Annotated in this window: 14 protein-coding genes; 3 read left to right on the top strand and 11 right to left on the bottom strand. The window is 65.7% G+C overall.

Annotated elements, in window-relative coordinates; translation table 11 throughout:
* Positions 1-7: 7 nt before the first annotated feature.
* Together LU671_RS06440 and LU671_RS06435 are read right to left on the bottom strand one after the other, a co-directional pair.
* On the bottom strand, positions 8-166 hold the full coding sequence (locus LU671_RS06440; RefSeq protein WP_009681539.1) for a YqaE/Pmp3 family membrane protein: 159 nt from the start codon (positions 164-166) through the stop codon (positions 8-10).
* 157 nt (positions 167-323) lie between these two features.
* Complete coding sequence (locus LU671_RS06435; protein WP_232855061.1) at positions 324-1,601, bottom strand: aspartate aminotransferase family protein; 1,278 nt, start codon at positions 1,599-1,601, stop codon at positions 324-326.
* 208 nt (positions 1,602-1,809) lie between these two features.
* On the opposite strand from LU671_RS06435, the gene LU671_RS06430 reads away from it, so the two are divergent.
* Positions 1,810-2,733: a LysR family transcriptional regulator gene (locus tag LU671_RS06430; RefSeq protein WP_186712661.1), complete on the top strand. Its 924-nt coding sequence runs from the start codon at positions 1,810-1,812 to the stop codon at positions 2,731-2,733.
* A gap of 401 nt (positions 2,734-3,134) precedes the next feature.
* Here LU671_RS06430 and LU671_RS06425 read toward each other — a convergent pair whose 3' ends face one another.
* The 9 genes from LU671_RS06425 to bioB form a co-directional block, all read right to left on the bottom strand.
* Positions 3,135-4,913 (bottom strand): acyl-CoA dehydrogenase C-terminal domain-containing protein, encoded by a 1,779-nt coding sequence (locus LU671_RS06425; protein WP_232855060.1) that lies wholly within the window; start codon positions 4,911-4,913, stop codon positions 3,135-3,137.
* A 135-nt stretch (positions 4,914-5,048) separates the two neighbouring features.
* On the bottom strand, positions 5,049-6,332 hold the full coding sequence (locus LU671_RS06420; protein ID WP_203649858.1) for a GGDEF domain-containing protein: 1,284 nt from the start codon (positions 6,330-6,332) through the stop codon (positions 5,049-5,051).
* Between the two features lie 357 nt (positions 6,333-6,689).
* Positions 6,690-8,495 (bottom strand): phenylacyl-CoA dehydrogenase, encoded by a 1,806-nt coding sequence (locus LU671_RS06415; protein ID WP_110734511.1) that lies wholly within the window; start codon positions 8,493-8,495, stop codon positions 6,690-6,692.
* A gap of 250 nt (positions 8,496-8,745) precedes the next feature.
* The gene (locus LU671_RS06410) at positions 8,746-9,042 is read right to left on the bottom strand and encodes a pyrroloquinoline quinone biosynthesis protein PqqE (RefSeq protein ID WP_203649856.1); all 297 of its coding nucleotides are present in this window, start codon (positions 9,040-9,042) and stop codon (positions 8,746-8,748) included.
* 109 nt (positions 9,043-9,151) lie between these two features.
* The gene (gene bioD, locus LU671_RS06405) at positions 9,152-9,832 is read right to left on the bottom strand and encodes a dethiobiotin synthase (protein ID WP_232855059.1); all 681 of its coding nucleotides are present in this window, start codon (positions 9,830-9,832) and stop codon (positions 9,152-9,154) included.
* A 1-nt stretch (position 9,833) separates the two neighbouring features.
* The gene (gene bioC / locus LU671_RS06400) at positions 9,834-10,658 is read right to left on the bottom strand and encodes a malonyl-ACP O-methyltransferase BioC (protein WP_232855058.1); all 825 of its coding nucleotides are present in this window, start codon (positions 10,656-10,658) and stop codon (positions 9,834-9,836) included.
* Complete coding sequence (locus tag LU671_RS06395; RefSeq protein ID WP_232855057.1) at positions 10,651-11,382, bottom strand: alpha/beta fold hydrolase; 732 nt, start codon at positions 11,380-11,382, stop codon at positions 10,651-10,653. Before LU671_RS06395 ends, bioC begins: the two co-directional genes overlap by 8 nt.
* Positions 11,375-12,547, bottom strand: coding sequence for an 8-amino-7-oxononanoate synthase (gene bioF / locus LU671_RS06390; protein ID WP_232855056.1), 1,173 nt, complete (start codon positions 12,545-12,547; stop codon positions 11,375-11,377). The genes LU671_RS06395 and bioF overlap by 8 nt, the downstream gene beginning before the upstream one ends.
* Positions 12,548-12,549: 2 nt before the next feature.
* On the bottom strand, positions 12,550-13,608 hold the full coding sequence (bioB, locus tag LU671_RS06385) for a biotin synthase BioB (RefSeq protein WP_110734496.1): 1,059 nt from the start codon (positions 13,606-13,608) through the stop codon (positions 12,550-12,552).
* 90 nt (positions 13,609-13,698) lie between these two features.
* Between bioB and LU671_RS06380 the strand changes: the two genes are divergently transcribed.
* Together LU671_RS06380 and LU671_RS06375 are read left to right on the top strand one after the other, a co-directional pair.
* The gene (locus LU671_RS06380; protein ID WP_232855055.1) at positions 13,699-14,436 is read left to right on the top strand and encodes a ComF family protein; all 738 of its coding nucleotides are present in this window, start codon (positions 13,699-13,701) and stop codon (positions 14,434-14,436) included.
* 57 nt (positions 14,437-14,493) lie between these two features.
* Positions 14,494-15,258, top strand: coding sequence for a TOBE domain-containing protein (locus LU671_RS06375; RefSeq protein ID WP_232855054.1), 765 nt, complete (start codon positions 14,494-14,496; stop codon positions 15,256-15,258).
* Positions 15,259-15,336 lie beyond the last annotated feature (78 nt).

The raw sequence follows: 15,336 nt of genomic DNA, 5'->3' as shown, positions 1-15,336 counted from the left end.
GTGTCCCCTAGCGCTTGGCGATGATGTACACCGCGTGCACGATCCCGGGGATATAGCCCAGCAAGGTCAGCAGGATATTCAACCAGAACGCGCCACCGAACCCCACCTGGAGGAACACGCCCAGCGGCGGCAGGATGATGGCGATGATGATGCGGATGAAGTCCATGTGCTGCGCTCCTTGAGGGTGTATCAACACAGACTAGCCGTGCCTGGCAGAGGTTCCACCGGGCAAAAAAAACGCCCCGGGCCATGTATTTCAGGCCAGGGGCGATGCGCAGGAACGCCAGACGGTTCGTTGAAATTCTGTATGCCGGAGCAACCGGTCAGGCCGGCACTTCGCGGCGGTTGTGCTGCTGGGCATGCAGGCGGGCGAAGGCCCGGGCCAGGCGCAGGAGCATCTCGTCGATATTGCCCTTGCTCACCGTCAGCGCCGGCGAGAACCGCACCACGTCGGGCTGCGGCGCATTGAGCAGCAAGCCCTCCTGCAGCGCGGCCTCGACCAGTTGCGCCGCGCTGTCTTCACGCAGTTGCAGGCCCCACAGCAGCCCCTCGCCACGCACCTCGCCCTGGCCATAGCGACCCGCCAGGCGGCTCAGGCCATCGCGCAGGTGCCGGCCACTGTCCAGCACCTGCTCGAAGAAGCCCGCCTCCAGCACGGTCTGCAACACGGCCAGCCCGGCGGCGCTCATCAGCGCGTTGCCATGGTGGCTGCCTTCCAGCTCGCCCGGTTCGGCGCAGCAGGCGCGGCCACGGGCCAGTAGCGCCGCCAGGGGCACGCCGCCGCCCAGGCCCTTGCCGAGGGTGATGATGTCGGCCCGTACGCCGTAGGACTCTTCTGCCAATAGGGCGCCGCAGCGTCCTACACCTGTCTGTACTTCATCGAGGATCAGCAGGATGCCCAGCTCACGGCACAGGCGCTCGACACCCTGGAGGTAATCACGGGTGGCCGGAATCACGCCGGCTTCTCCCTGGATCGGCTCGAGCATGATCGCCACGGTGCGCGAGTCGACCGCCGCGTGCAGCGCCGCCAGGTCGTTGAACGGCACCTTGCTGAAGCCCGGCAGGCCGGGCTCGCAGCGGTTGCACGGCAGCGGGTCGGAGGCCGACAAGGCCCCCAGGGTGCGACCATGGCAGCCCTGGCTGGCGGTGATGATGTGATAGGCGCCGTTGCGGTGCAGCTGGCCCCACTTGCGCGCCAGCTTGATCGCGCCCTCGCAGGCTTCTGCACCGCTGTTGAGCAGGTAGGCCTGGTCACTGCCGGTGCGCTGGCACAATAGCTCGACCAGGCTCAGCAGGCCGCGGCTGTGATAGCCGGCGCCGGGATTGATCAGCGCCTGGGCCTGGTTGCCCAGCGCCTTGACCAGCACGCTCGGGCTGTGGCCCAGGCTGTTGACCGCGCAGCCCTGGGTGAAGTCCAGGTAGGCGTGCCCCTCGCTGTCCCACAGCCAGGAACCCTGACCACGCACGAACACCTGCGGCGCGCGCTCGGTGCTGGGCATCAGCCGATCGCGGGAGAGCTGCGCGCCGGCCGGCTCGATCACCGGAGCACGCTTGGGCTCGGCGACGGCGGGCGCCGAACGGCGCAGGTTGAACAGGTTCATCAGGGCTCCGGCCAATCACGGGTGGGCGGTCAAGGTTCCGGTCTGGCGCCGGAATCGGATATTTTGCCTTGCCTATCAAAAGTGTTTTTCATCCGGGGTAACAATCGCCTGAATAGCCGCTGTAACCCTTTGGAATACGGCGATAGACTAGGCTTGCGGTCGGTTCCCGGCCATTTCGTTTTTCCAGCTTTTTCGATAAGTATCACTTATGGATTTTCGCCAACTGCGTTACTTCGTCGCGGTCTACGAAGAGGGCCATGTGGGCCGTGCCGCCGAGCGTCTGTCACTGTCACAGCCGGCACTGTCGCAGCAGATCCGCCAACTGGAACACAGCCTCGACCTGAGCCTGTTCGAACGCAGCAACAAGCGCCTGCTGCCCACGCTGGCCGCCCACACCCTGTACAACCATGCCGTGCCCCTGCTCGACGGCCTGCAACGGGCCCATGAAGCCATGGGCAACTTCAAGGGCCAGTCGCTGCGCACCCTGGCCATCGGCGTGCTGCAGACCGTGCGGCCAAGCCTGGTGCCGCAGTTGCTGGAACGGGTGCGCAAGGCCCAGCCGCATCTGGTGGTGCAGATCTATGAACTGTCGGGGTCGGAGATCGAGCGGCGCCTGCTCAATGGCGGCCTGGACATCGGCATCAGCTACCTGCCGCCGCGCCAGCCCGGGCTGCATGGTTTGCTGCTGTACGAGGATGAACTGCAGCTGGTGATCCCCAGGACCCACCCGCTCAAAGACTTCAAGAAGGTCTCGATCCGCCAGGCGGCGGAGCTGCCGATGCTGATGCTCGGCGAGGAGTTCCAGATCCGCCAGATCTGGAAGGCGCAGCTGGCCAGCCAGGGTCGCAGGCCCCAGGTACAGGCCGAGATGAACAACATGGCGGGGATCCTCGACAGCCTGGCGCACACGGCGCTGGCAACCATCCTGCCGGGCAGGGCCAAGGATGCCGCACAGGACGATCAGGAACTGCTGTGGAAGCCCCTGAGCGAGCCGCGGGTGCCGCTGAAGGTTGGCCTGGTGTTCCGCGATGCCCAGCGCCAGCAGGCTTCGGTGGAGCTGCTGCGGACCCTGCTGGAGGAAGAAGCCGACCCGCGCCAGCTGGGCGTCTCGCCTCTGGACGTGCTCGGCTGAAAAACACGCGCACAAAGAAAACCCCGCCTAAGCGGGGTTTTCCAGACTGTTTCCCTTCGACATCCCTATCATCCCGCCGTCCTGGCAGGAAATCCTTCGTGTCCCTGTTCTAGCTTTTCGCGCTTCCTGCGCTACTTCCGTGTAAGGCGTCCTGCTCTGTCCATTGCGCGTCCTGCGCTACGTCCATGTAAGAAAGAGTAACCGTGGATCCAATCTTAGGAAAGAGGCGAAACGTCACCACGTCGTGTAAGCCAAAGCTTACAAAAGCAGCCCATTCACAAACACGCCGCCCTGATAAAACAAAAGGCCGCCCCTACAGACGGATTGCATCCCCATTGTAGGAGCGGCCTCGCCGAGGCGTCGGACCGGCCGGATGGGCTGCAACGCAGCCCCAAAAATGGTCAGAACTGCGCAGCGTCCAGCAGGTACAGCGACTCGCTCCCCGCCTTCACCGATGCCACCAGCGAGTGAACCCGTGGCAGCAAACGTGCGAAGTAGAACCGTGCCGTGCCCAGCTTGGCGCCGTAGAAGTCGGCATCCCCTTCACCGGCCTTGGCCGCCCGTGCCATCAATGCCCACATGTAGGCGTAAGCGACATAGCCGAATGCGTGCAGGTACTCGACCGAGGCCGCGCCGATTTCGTTGGGGTTGCCCTTGGCCTGGTCCAGCACCCAGGCGGTCAGCTCATCGAGCTGGTCAAGGGATGCCGCCAGCGGCTTGGTGAATTCACCCAGCTCGCCGCCGGCAGTGGCGATGAACTGGCGGATCTCGTCGGCGAACAGCGTGTAGTAGGCGCCGCCGCTGGCCACCACCTTGCGGCCTACCAGGTCCAGTGCCTGGATACCGTTGGTGCCTTCGTAGATCTGGGTGATACGCACATCGCGCACCAGCTGCTCCTGGCCCCATTCGCGGATGTAGCCATGGCCACCGAAGACCTGCTGGCCATGCACGGTGCACTCCAGGCCCAGGTCGGTGAGGAAGGCCTTGGCCACCGGGGTCAGCAGCGCCACCAGCTCCTCGCTGCGCTTGCGGGTCGCGGCGTCTTCGCTGTACTTGGCGCTGTCGAGCTGCATCGCCACATAGGTGGAGAACGCGCGACCGCCTTCGGTCAGCGCCTTCATGGTCAGCAGCATGCGGCGCACGTCCGGGTGGACGATGATCGGGTCGGCCACCTTGTCCTTGGCCTGCGGGCCGGTCGGGGCGCGGCTCTGCAGACGGTCGCGGGCGTACTCCACGGCGTTCTGGTAAGAACGCTCGGCCGAAGCCAGGCCCTGGATGCCGACACCCAGGCGCTCGTAGTTCATCATGGTGAACATGGCCGCCAGGCCCTTGTTCGGCTCGCCGACGATGTAGCCGACCGCTTCGTCGAAGTTCATCACGCAGGTGGCCGAGCCCTGGATGCCCATCTTGTGCTCGATCGAGCCGCAAGTGGCCGGGTTGCGCGCGCCGAGGCTGCCGTCCTGGTTGACCAGGAACTTGGGCACCAGGAACAGCGAGATGCCTTTCGGGCCTGCCGGAGCATCCGGCAGCTTGGCCAGCACCAGGTGGATGATGTTCTCGGTGAGGTCGTGCTCGCCGCCGGTGATGAAGATCTTGGTGCCGCTGACCTTGTAGCTGCCGTCAGCCTGGGGTTCGGCCTTGGTGCGGATGATACCCAGGTCGGTACCGGCGTGGGGTTCGGTGAGGCACATGGAACCGGCCCAGACGCCGGCGTACATGTTCGGCAGGTACTGTTCCTTGAGCGCTTCACTGGCGTGGGCGTTGATCGACAGGCAGGCGCCGGCGGTCAGCATTGGGTACAGGCCGAAGGCCAGGCTCGAGGCGTTGACCATCTCCTCGACCTGGGCCGAGACGACCTTGGGCATGCCCATGCCACCGAAGAGCGGATCACCGCCAACGCCGACCCAGCCCCCTTCGGCGTAGGTCTGGTAGGCCTCGATGAAGCCTGCCGGGGTACGCACCGAGCCGTTGTCCCAGTGGCAGCCCTCTTCGTCGGCGGCGCGGCTCAGCGGCGCGATGGTCTTGCCGGTGACCTTGCCGGCCTCTTCCAGCACGGCCATGGCCGTGTCCGCATCGACGGCCTCGGCCAGGGCGGGCAGTTGCGACCAGAGCGTGGCCACGTCGAAGACTTCATTGAGGACGAAGCGCATATCGCGCAGGGGCGCTTTATATTCAGCCATGACAACCTCTCGCTATCGGGGTCGGAGCGGCCCGTCGGGGCCGCGGCACTGGGATGACCGCAGTGTAACCGAACAACTTTTACGAGACATAGGGTCATCATGCGACCGAATAGTCTTACATGGTCACACGAAAATTCACGCCATGCGCACGGCGCCGCGCCGCGACTGCTGGCCGAAGGTCATGACACAGTTGCGCCCCGCGCCCTTGGCGCTGTACAGCGCCTGGTCGGCGGACTTGAGCACTTCGTCGGGGTTGCGGTGCTCGGCCTGGCGCTCGGCCACGCCGATGCTGATGGTTACCGACACCGTGGTATTGGCCCCTCCGACACGGCGCTGGCGACCCGCGGAATCATCCTGCGGACGGCTGTTCTGGTCACGCAACTGGATGGCGTAGTTGGCGATCATCTCGCGCACCGCCTCCAGGTGCGGCAGGCACTCTTCGGCGGTCTTGGCGGCGAATACCAGGGCGAATTCCTCGCCACCGTAACGGTAGGCGCGCCCGCCGCCGGTCACCTTGGACAGGCGGCTGGCGACCAGGCGCAGTACCTGGTCGCCGACATCGTGGCCGTGGGTGTCGTTGAATTTCTTGAAGTGGTCGACGTCGGTCATGGCGATCACATAGTTGCGCCCCAGGCGCTGCATGCGCTCGTTCAGGGCGCGCCGCCCGGGCAGGCCGGTCAGTTCGTCGCGGAAGGCCATCTGGTAGGCCTCGTGGGACACCGCGGCGGCGATCATCAGCATCACCTGGCTGCACATGATGTTCAGGGTGAACGGCAGGATGAAGGTCTTGGGCAGCATCCAGAAGATGCCGATCAGGCCGATGATCTGCGCGGCATGCAAAGGCCTTGGCTCACGCAGGTACTGCACCACCAGCAGGATGAACACCGCCAGGAACAAGGGGTAGGCCAGCTGGATCAGGCTCATCCACTGACCATGCAGCGCGGGCCAGCGGATCTCGGCCAGCCAGCCCAGCAGCGCCTCGGGAAAACTCTGCTCCAGCGCCACCGCCACGCTGCTCACGGCGAATAGCACGGCGAAGCGTGCCAGCAGGTCCTGGGCCAGGTGAGTGCGTTCCTGCCACGCCCCGTACAGGCCGAACAGCGCCGGCAGCAGCAGGCACACCAGGTGGAAGATCACCGCCGCATCCTCGCGGACCCGGCCGTTGTCGCGGTAGTAATCGGTCTGGGTATCGAGCAGGAAATAGGCGACGTACACCGTGACCATCAGGAACAGCTCGCGCTGGCGGCGGTACACGGCGCAGTAGGCGCCCCCCAGCAACAGCACCAAGGTGGGTAGAACGTTGAACAGCGATGTGAAGAAGACGCTGAGGTCCCTCACATAGGCTGCCGCAAGCCCTGCCAGCAACAGAATCAGCGAAGGCAGGAAGTGGCTCGCGCGTACAGCGGATAGACGAAACAAGGGTAATCTCCGACCCGGCAGATCAATAATGGCATTGTGCCCCTACTTCATCGGCAGTGCACATGAATAGATGAATACAGATGCCCGCTTTAACGGCAGATCAGGGGCCAAGCTTGAGACTTTCTCGTTACTGGATGCGACATTCCTGATTTTGCGCGATCCGTGTAGGAGCGGCCTTGTGCCGCGAAAGGGCTGCGCAGCGGCCCCAGGATTCAGCGTTGAAACAAAGATCGCCGGGGCCGCTTTGCGGCCCTTTCGCGGCACAAGGCCGCTCCTACAGGGGGTTCGTGTAAAAACCCGGGCGAAAAAAAACCGCCTGCCGGTGAGGGCAGGCGGTTTTTGGTACAACCAACCAGTTTAGATGGACAGACCGAAGTCTTCTTCCTTCATCGCCATCAGGTTGTCGGCGCCGGACAGGATCGCCGCGACGTGGCTGCGGGTACGCGGCAGGATGCGCTGGAAGTAGAAGCGCGCGGTCTGCAGCTTGGCGGTGTAGAACGCCTCTTCGCTGGTGCCGGCTGCCAGTTTCTCGGCGGCCAGGCGGGCGATGTCGGCCCAGAAGTAGGCCAGGCACGCGTAGCCGGAGTACATCAGGTAGTCCACCGAAGCGGCACCCACTTCCTCGCGGTCCTTCATCGCGGCCATGCCGATCTTCATGGTCAGCTCGCCCCACTCCTTGTTGATCGCGGCCAGTGGCTCGACGAACTCCTTGGTGGCGGCGTTGCCTTCCTGCCCTTGGCAGAACTTGTGGACGATCTTGGTGAAGCCCTTGAGCGCCTCGCCTTGGGTCATCAGCACTTTACGGCCGAGCAGGTCGAGGGCCTGGATACCGGTGGTGCCTTCGTACAGCATGGAGATACGGCTGTCGCGCACGTTCTGCTCCATGCCCCACTCGGCGATGAAGCCGTGGCCGCCGTAGATCTGCACACCGTGGTTGGCGGCTTCGAAGCCGACTTCGGTCATGAACGCCTTGGCGATCGGGGTCAGGAAGGCCAGCAGGGCGTCGGCCTTCTTGCGCTCTTCCTCGTCCTGGCTGTACTTGACGATGTCCACCTGCTTGGCGGTGAAGTACACCATCGCACGGTTGCCTTCGGCGAAGGCCTTCATGGTCAGCAGCATGCGACGCACATCCGGGTGGACGATGATCGGGTCAGCGGCTTTTTCTGGTGCTTTCGGGCCGGTCAGCGAGCGCATCTGCAGGCGGTCACGGGCGTACTTCAGGCCACCCTGGAACGCCACTTCGGCGTGGGCCAGGCCTTGCAGCGCGGTGCCCAGGCGAGCAGTGTTCATGAAGGTGAACATGCAGTTCAGGCCCTTGTTGGCCGGGCCGATCAGGTAACCGGTGGCGCCGTCGAAGTTCATCACGCAGGTGGCGTTGCCGTGGATGCCCATCTTGTGCTCGAGGGAGCCGCAGCTCACGCCGTTGCGCTCGCCCGCGCCGCCTTCGGCGTTGGGCAGGAACTTCGGCACGATGAACAGCGAGATGCCCTTGGTGCCGGCAGGGGCATCGGGCAGGCGGGCCAGGACGATGTGGACGATGTTGTCGGCCATGTCGTGTTCACCGGCCGAGATGAAGATCTTGGTGCCGGAAACCTTGTAGCTGCCGTCGGCCTGAGGTTCGGCCTTGGTGCGCAGCATCCCCAGGTCGGTGCCGCAGTGCGGCTCGGTCAGGCACATGGTGCCGGTCCACTCGCCGGATACCAGCTTGGTGAGATAAGTCTCTTGCTGCTCGGGAGTGCCGTGCTCGGAGATGGTGTTCATCGCGCCGTGGGACAGGCCTGGGTACATGCCCCACGACCAGTTCGATTCGCCAACCATTTCGCTGAGCGTGAGGCCCAGCGACTCGGGCAGGCCCTGGCCGCCGTGCTCGATGTCATGGGCCAGGCTCGGCCAGCCACCCTCGACGAACTGCTCATAGGCTTCCTTGAAGCCGGTCGGTGTCTTCACGCCCGACTCGCTCCAGGTGCAGCCTTCGAGGTCGCCGACACGGTTCAGCGGGGCCAGGACCTGCTCACAGAATTTCGCGCCTTCTTCCAGGATCGCGTTGACCATGTCGGGCGTGGCGTCCTGGCAGCCCGGCAGGCTCTGATAGTGCGCCTCATAGCCGAGCAGCTCGTCGCGGACGAAGCGGATATCACGCAAGGGGGCTTTGTAATCAGGCATTGCGATGAACCTCTGTGATGAGTTCGGTGGGGAGACCGCGGATACCGACCAGCTCTTGGCGGCTTTCGGTCAAACAGTTGTTTGAAACTTACGTTTAGGTGGCCTCGCTGTCAAGGTGGGTGAACGATGGCGTTTATGCCGCCGAATATGACATTTACGCCAAGCACCCTTAAACGCATCGCGGGGCAAGCCCGCTCCCACGAATGGAAGCGGGCTTGCCCCGCGAAGTAAGCGAATGGGATTCAGCGGGTCAGACGTAGGTGTCGATGAACCGACCGAGCATTTCATCGGAAGCCTTGGCGACTTTGACGCCGAGTTCGACTTCGTGCTTGCCCAGGGCCAGTTGCACGGTGCTGGTGGCCAGGTCCAACTGCTGGCTGCGGTCTACACCGCGCAGGCGCTCGGCCTGGTATTCAGTGGATTGCCCGCTGGTGCCTCGCTCGACAGCGCCGCTGGCAATCTGCTGGGCGGCCTGGTCGACACGGTTCTGGCCATTCTGGATGGCACCCAGGCCCGCGTAGAAGGCGGAGCTCGCATTGATTTCCATGTCAGGACTCCATGACGCTGGATGATGAACAGGCCTTATTAAAGCAGCAGACAGGGAAAAAGGCCCGTTTAAATCCCTAATAGCCTAGTGCCAGCCAATAGGCAAAGGCCTAATCCAGCAGGTCCAGTTGCAAATGCGCAGCCACTGCCTCCGCGCCAGCCTGCTTCAACCAAGGCACCCGCCCCAGGCAGGGCGCGGGCAGGCGCTCGGCCAGGCTGGACAGGTTTTCTTCCAGGCGCGATGTACGCGGATCGACGATGTTCGCCACCCATCCCGCCAGTTGCAGGCCGTCCCGGGCGATGGCTTCGGCACTGAGCAAGGCGTGGTTGATGCACCCCAGCCGTACGCCCACCACCAGGATCACCGGCAGCTTCAAGGCAATGGCCAGGTCCGACAGGTTGGCATGGTCGGACAACGGCACGCGCCAGCCACCGGCGCCTTCGATCAAGGTGAAGTCGGCGTGCTGCGCCAGCACCTGCTGCATGGCATCGCGCAGCGCCGGCACGCTCAGCGCCACCCCGGCCTCGCGGGCCGCCACATGCGGGGCGATAGCCGGCTCGAAGGCGAAGGGGTTGACTGCTTCATAGGACAACTTGACCGAGCTTTCGTCGATCAGCGCCAGGGCGTCGCTGTTGCGCATCCCCTTGGCCGTCACCACGCACCCGGACGCCACCGGCTTGGCCGCCAGGGTGCTCAACCCCAGTTGCCGCGCCGCATGCAGCAAACCCGCGGCGATGGTGGTCTTGCCTACATCGGTGTCGGTGCCGGCAATGAAATAGGCCTTGCTCATGTCACTGCTCCCCGTCCAACGGCTTGCGCAAGACGCCGTAGACCACCTGGTAGGTGGCCGGCAGGCCTTGCGCCTGGCGGTACTGTTCGTAGGCCTGCAACAGGCCCTGCATCCGCGCCCGCCCGGTGAGCCCCGACGGGCGCCCCGGATTGAGGTTGTGCGCGCCCAGCGCCTTGAGCTCATGGGTCAGGCTGCGCACGTCGGGATAATGCAGCACGTGGGGACGCCGCTCCAGATCGATCAATTCCAGCCCGCTGTCACCGCACAGGCGCTGGTAATCCTCGAAACGCCGGAAGCGATTGACGTGCACCATGCCATCCACGGCCTGCCAGCTGGCGCGCAATTCATCGAGAGTGCCCACGCACAGGCTGCTGAAGGCCAGCACGCCGCCGGGGCGCAGCACCCGCCGCGCCTCGTCCAAAACGCTGGAGAACTGGCCGCACCACTGCACCGCCAGGCTGCTGAATAACAGATCAATACTGTCATCGCGCAACGGCAGGCGCTCGGCGTCGCCCGCCACATGATGCCGGGCGCCGCCCTGCTCGCGGGCATGGCGCAGCATCCCTTCGGCGATATCCACCGCAACGCCGCCCGCATCCGCGAAGCGCTCGGCCAGCACCCGGCTGAAGTGGCCGGTACCGCTGCCCATGTCCAGCCAGCGCTCAGGCGCGAGGCCGCTGGGCAGCTTTTCCAGCAGCGCGATGCCCACGGCGCGCTGCAAGGCCGCGACGCTGTCGTAGCTGGCCGCAGCGCGGGAAAACGAAGCCGCCACCTGGCGCTTGTCCGGCAACGCGCCGGGCAGGGTGGGCTGGGAAAGGTCAGTCATCGCCACTCTCATGCAGGAAACTCTTGATGCCCGCCGCCATCTCCTGGGGATACTCCAGCAGGAAGGCGTGGGAACTGTCTTCGACCAGACCGACTTCCACGTCGGGCAGCAGGTCGCTCAGGGCCTGGGCCGCTTCCACCGGCACCAGCGCGTCACTGCCGGCGAACAGGTGCAGCTGCGGGCCGCCGTATTGCTCCAGGGCAGTGCGGGTATCGAGGCTGGCCAGGACTTCCAGCCCGGTGGCCAGGTACAGCGGATCGGTGTCGGGCACGCCCACCCCCAGCTGCCGCAGCAAGGTGCGGGGTTGCTGCGCGCCCTCGCTGCACAGGGTGCGGAAGCGCTTGAGGGTGACATGGGTGTGACTGCGACAGCCGTCCAGGAAGGTGCCGAAGGTATCGGCAGGCATGCCGTGCGGCCAGTCCGGCCGGGCCACGAAGCTGGGATTGCTGGCCAGGGTGAGCAAGCCGCAACAGTGGTCGCCGCGCTGGTGCGCCAGGGCGCTGGCGAGCATGCCGCCCAGCGACCAGCCGCCCAGCCACACGTCGGTCGGCAGCTTGCGGTCCAGATGGTCAACCCAGGCCTGGACATCGCTGTCGGCCAATTCCGGTAGCGGCATCAGCTCGACCTGCAGGCGTGGATCCTGGGCGCGCAGGCTGGCGGCCAGCGGCTCCAGTGAAGCGGTGCCCAGGCCCCAGCCGGGCAGGAGGATCAGTCGGTTACGCATCGGCGGACTCCAGCTGTGGATAACACTCGGCCAATGCATTCAACAATAGCTGGACCTGCGCCTCACTGTGGGCGGCGCTCAGGGTCACCCGCAAGCGGGCGCTGCCGGCGGGCACGGTGGGTGGGCGAATCGCCGTGACCAGCAACCCGCGCTCGCGCAACAGGCGGGACAACGCCAGCGCCCGGGCCGCATCGCCGATCAGGATCGGCTGGATCGCCGTATGGCTGTCCATCAGGGTCAGGCCGATCTGCTCGGCGCTCGTGCGGAACTGCCGGATCAGCGCGGCCAGGTGCTCGCGCCGCCAGTGTTCGCGGCGCAGCAAGTCCAGGGCCTTGAGCGTGGCGCAGGCTAGCGCCGGTGGCTGGCTGGTGGTGTAGATATAGGGCCGGGCGAACTGCACCAGCGCCTCGATCAGCTCCTCGCTACCGGCGACGAAAGCGCCGGAGGTACCGCAGGCCTTGCCCAGCGTGCCGATCAGCACCGGCACATCCTCGACACCCAGGCCGCAATGCTCGACCAGGCCACCGCCATTGGCGCCCAAGGTCCCCAGGCCATGGGCATCGTCGACCATCAACCAGGCACCGCGTGCGCGGGCCTCCCTGGCCAGGGCCGGCAGGTCGGCGCAGTCGCCGTCCATGCTGAACACGCCGTCGGTGACCACCAGAGTATTGCCGGTGGCCTTGCCCAGGCGGCTGGCCAGGCTGGCCGGATCGTTGTGCAGGTAGCGGCTGAAGCGGGCGCCGCTGAGCAGGCCGCCGTCGAGCAGGGAGGCGTGGTTGAGGCGGTCCTGCAACACCGTGTCGCCCTGCCCGACCAGCGCGGTGATCGCACCGAGGTTGGCCATGTAGCCGGTGGAGAACAGCAACGCGCGCGGCCGGCCCGTCAGCTCGGCCAGTGCCTCCTCCACCTCATGGTGCGGGGTGCTGTGGCCGATCACCAGGTGCGAGGCACCGCCACCGACACCCCAGCGCTCGGCGCCGTCACGCCAGGCCTTGATCACTTCGGGATGATTGGCCAGGCCCAGGTAGTCGTTGCTGCAGAAGGCCAGCAGCGGCTGGCCATCGACCACCACCTGCGGCCCCTGCGGGCTTTCAAGCAGTGGTCGCTGGCGGTACAGGTCGGCGGCACGCCGTTCGGCCAGGCGCGCGGCGAGATCGAAGGCCATGCTCAGGCCGAGGCTGCGTCGTAGAACAACTCGCTGCTGCGCTGCTCGACCAGCGCCTGCTCGATGGCGGCCTGGTGCACTTCGTCGGCATGCTCCTCACGGGCCTCCGGCTGGATACCGAGGCGGGCGAACAGCTGCATGTCCTTGTCGGCCTGCGGGTTGCCGGTGGTCAGCAGTTTCTCGCCGTAGAAGATCGAGTTGGCGCCGGCCATGAACGCCAGGGCCTGCATCTGCTCGTTCATCTGCTCGCGACCGGCCGACAGGCGCACATGGGACTTGGGCATGAGGATCCGGGCCACGGCCAGCATGCGGATGAAGTCGAACGGATCGACGTCCTCTTCATCGGCCAGCGGCGTGCCGGCGACCTTGACCAGCATGTTGATCGGCACCGACTCCGGGTGCTCGGGCAGGTTGGCCAACTGGATCAGCAGGCCTGCGCGGTCGTCCAGCGACTCGCCCATGCCGAGGATGCCACCGGAGCAGATCTTCATGCCGGCATCGCGCACGTAGGCCAGGGTCTGCAGACGCTCGCTGTAGGTGCGGGTGGTGATGATGCTGGTGTAGAACTCCGGCGAGGTGTCGAGGTTGTGGTTGTAGTAGTCAAGGCCCGCCTGGGCCAGGGCCTGGGTCTGCTCCTGGTCGAGTTTGCCGAGGGTCATGCAGGTTTCCAGGCCCATGGCCTTGACCCCTTTGACCATCTCCAGCACGTAGGGCATGTCCTTGGCCGACGGGTGCTTCCACGCCGCGCCCATGCAGAAGCGGGTTGAACCGATGGCCTTGGCCCGGGCGGCCTCCTCCAGCACTTTCTGCACTTCCATCAGCTTCTGCTTTTCCAGCCCGGTGTTGTAGTGACCGGACTGTGGACAATATTTGCAATCTTCCGGACAGGCGCCGGTCTTGATCGACAGCAGCGTGGAAACCTGCACGCGATTGGGGTCGAAGTGCGCGCGGTGCACGGTCTGGGCCTGGAACAGCAAGTCGTTGAACGGCTGCTGGAACAGGGCCTTGACCTCGGCCAGGGACCAGTCGTGACGTGTGGTTGCAATTGCGCTGGCGCTCATCGGCGTTTCCTTATCTATGGTCTGACTGACGCCGGGACAGGAAAACCCTCCAGCGCATCACGGATAGCTCGCATAGTTACGGAAGGCCTCATGCACTGTCAACCAATCAAGAACAAGCTGGTTTACATCTGTACAAATATCGATCAATTCTGTTTGCTCTGCGACGAGCCTGCCGAGCAGCCCTATCCCTTGTGCATCGCTTGCGAGCAGGCGCTGCCCTGGCTGGACGAGCAGTGCCGCCGTTGCGCGCTGCCCCTGGCCATCGACGGCCTTCTCTGCGGCGGTTGCAGCCGCCGCCCTCCCGCATTCAGCCAAGTGATCGCGCCGTGGCATTACGGTTTTCCCATCGACACCCTGGTCAGCCGTTTCAAGCACAACAGTCAGTGGCCGCTGGGGCGGTTGCTGGCGCAGTTGCTCGGCCACAGCCTGACGCACCGCTACGACGAAGACCTGCCACGGCCGGACCGCCTGTTGCCGGTGCCGCTGGCCAGGCGTCGACTGCGCCAGCGCGGCTTCAACCAGGCGGCGATGCTCGCCCGCTGGCTCGCCGGGCAACTGCGCCTGCCCTGTGACGAGCGCCTGCTCCAGCGTGTGCGCGATACCCCAGCGCAGCAGGCCCTCGGCGCCCGGGCCCGGCAATGCAACCTGCGCCAGGCCTTCGCCCTTGCCCCCGGCAGCGAGCTCGACGGCCTGCACCTGGCACTGGTCGATGACGTGCTGACCACCGGGGCGACCGCCCAGGCCATCGCCCGGCTGCTGCGACAGGCCGGCGCCCGGCGGGTCGACATCTACTGCCTGGCGCGCACGCCCAGGCCGGGCCAGGCTTGACTTGCCCCGGTGACGGCGGCAACGTCGCGGGACCTACACCACACCCGATGCCCGCCCATGCCCCTGCCAGCCCTGCTCACCCAGCACATTGTCCGCCGTCCACAGCGCATCGCCCTGTTGCAGCATGTCGCCGAACAGGGCTCGATCACCCGCGCCGCCAAGGCCGCCGGCATCAGCTACAAGGCCGCCTGGGATGCCATCGACGAACTCAACAACCTGGCGGCGCAGCCCCTGGTGGAACGCAGCACCGGCGGCCGCGGCGGCGGTGGCGCACGGCTGTCCGCCGAAGGCGAGCGAGTGCTGCGCCTGTACCAGCGCCTGCAGGCACTGCAGGCGGAGATTCTCGAGTCCGCCGAGGACAGCAGCGACCTCGATCTGCTCGGGCGCCTGATGCTCCGCACCAGTGCGCGCAACCAGTTGCAGGGGCGGATCAGCGGGCTGCGCCGCGAAGGCCGGCATGACCGCATCAGCCTGGACCTGGGCGGCGGGCTGGAGATCGAGGCCTTGATCACCCAGGGCAGTACCGAGCGGCTGGAGCTGGCGCTGGGGGGGACGGTGGTGGCGCTGCTCAAGGCCGGCTGGGTACGGTTGCTGGACGCGGATGAGACGCCGGAGCCTGGGAGCAACTGCCTGAAGGTCAAGGTCGAAGAGGTGCTGATTGAACAGGGCGGGCCGGGCGAGGTGCGCCTCGCGCTGGGCAATGGCCAGACCTTGTGCGCCATCGCCGAGGCGGCTTGGCTGGCGCAACGGCAGGTCCAGCCGGGGAGCGCCCTGCGGGTGCAGTTTCATCCGTCGTTCGTGTTGCTGGGGGTGCCGGTCTAGCCTGGCCGTGCGCTGCGCGCCCGGATCGCGGGGCAAGCCCGCTCCCACGCTGTTGATTCATGCAACTTGGCTCACTGT

Origin of the sequence: Pseudomonas sp. NMI760_13, assembly GCF_021283245.1 — a bacterium.
GTDB classification, from domain to species: Bacteria; Pseudomonadota; Gammaproteobacteria; order Pseudomonadales; family Pseudomonadaceae; genus Aquipseudomonas; species Aquipseudomonas peradeniyensis.
The sequence above is the reverse complement of the archived record's forward strand: the minus strand, read 5'-3'. Positions and strand labels throughout refer to the sequence as shown.

What these genes read in the sequence shown, in the direction of transcription:
- LU671_RS06440 (WP_009681539.1), bottom strand. Translation starts at nt 166, where the DNA reads ATGGACTTCATCCGCATCATCATCGCCATCATCCTGCCGCCGCTGGGC.
- LU671_RS06435 (WP_232855061.1), bottom strand. Translation starts at nt 1,601, where the DNA reads ATGAACCTGTTCAACCTGCGCCGTTCGGCGCCCGCCGTCGCCGAGCCC.
- LU671_RS06430 (WP_186712661.1), top strand. Translation starts at nt 1,810, where the DNA reads ATGGATTTTCGCCAACTGCGTTACTTCGTCGCGGTCTACGAAGAGGGC.
- LU671_RS06425 (WP_232855060.1), bottom strand. Translation starts at nt 4,913, where the DNA reads ATGGCTGAATATAAAGCGCCCCTGCGCGATATGCGCTTCGTCCTCAAT.
- LU671_RS06415 (WP_110734511.1), bottom strand. Translation starts at nt 8,495, where the DNA reads ATGCCTGATTACAAAGCCCCCTTGCGTGATATCCGCTTCGTCCGCGAC.
- LU671_RS06410 (WP_203649856.1), bottom strand. Translation starts at nt 9,042, where the DNA reads ATGGAAATCAATGCGAGCTCCGCCTTCTACGCGGGCCTGGGTGCCATC.
- bioD (WP_232855059.1), bottom strand. Translation starts at nt 9,832, where the DNA reads ATGAGCAAGGCCTATTTCATTGCCGGCACCGACACCGATGTAGGCAAG.
- bioC (WP_232855058.1), bottom strand. Translation starts at nt 10,658, where the DNA reads ATGACTGACCTTTCCCAGCCCACCCTGCCCGGCGCGTTGCCGGACAAG.
- LU671_RS06395 (WP_232855057.1), bottom strand. Translation starts at nt 11,382, where the DNA reads ATGCGTAACCGACTGATCCTCCTGCCCGGCTGGGGCCTGGGCACCGCT.
- bioF (WP_232855056.1), bottom strand. Translation starts at nt 12,547, where the DNA reads ATGGCCTTCGATCTCGCCGCGCGCCTGGCCGAACGGCGTGCCGCCGAC.
- bioB (WP_110734496.1), bottom strand. Translation starts at nt 13,608, where the DNA reads ATGAGCGCCAGCGCAATTGCAACCACACGTCACGACTGGTCCCTGGCC.
- LU671_RS06380 (WP_232855055.1), top strand. Translation starts at nt 13,699, where the DNA reads ATGCACTGTCAACCAATCAAGAACAAGCTGGTTTACATCTGTACAAAT.
- LU671_RS06375 (WP_232855054.1), top strand. Translation starts at nt 14,494, where the DNA reads ATGCCCCTGCCAGCCCTGCTCACCCAGCACATTGTCCGCCGTCCACAG.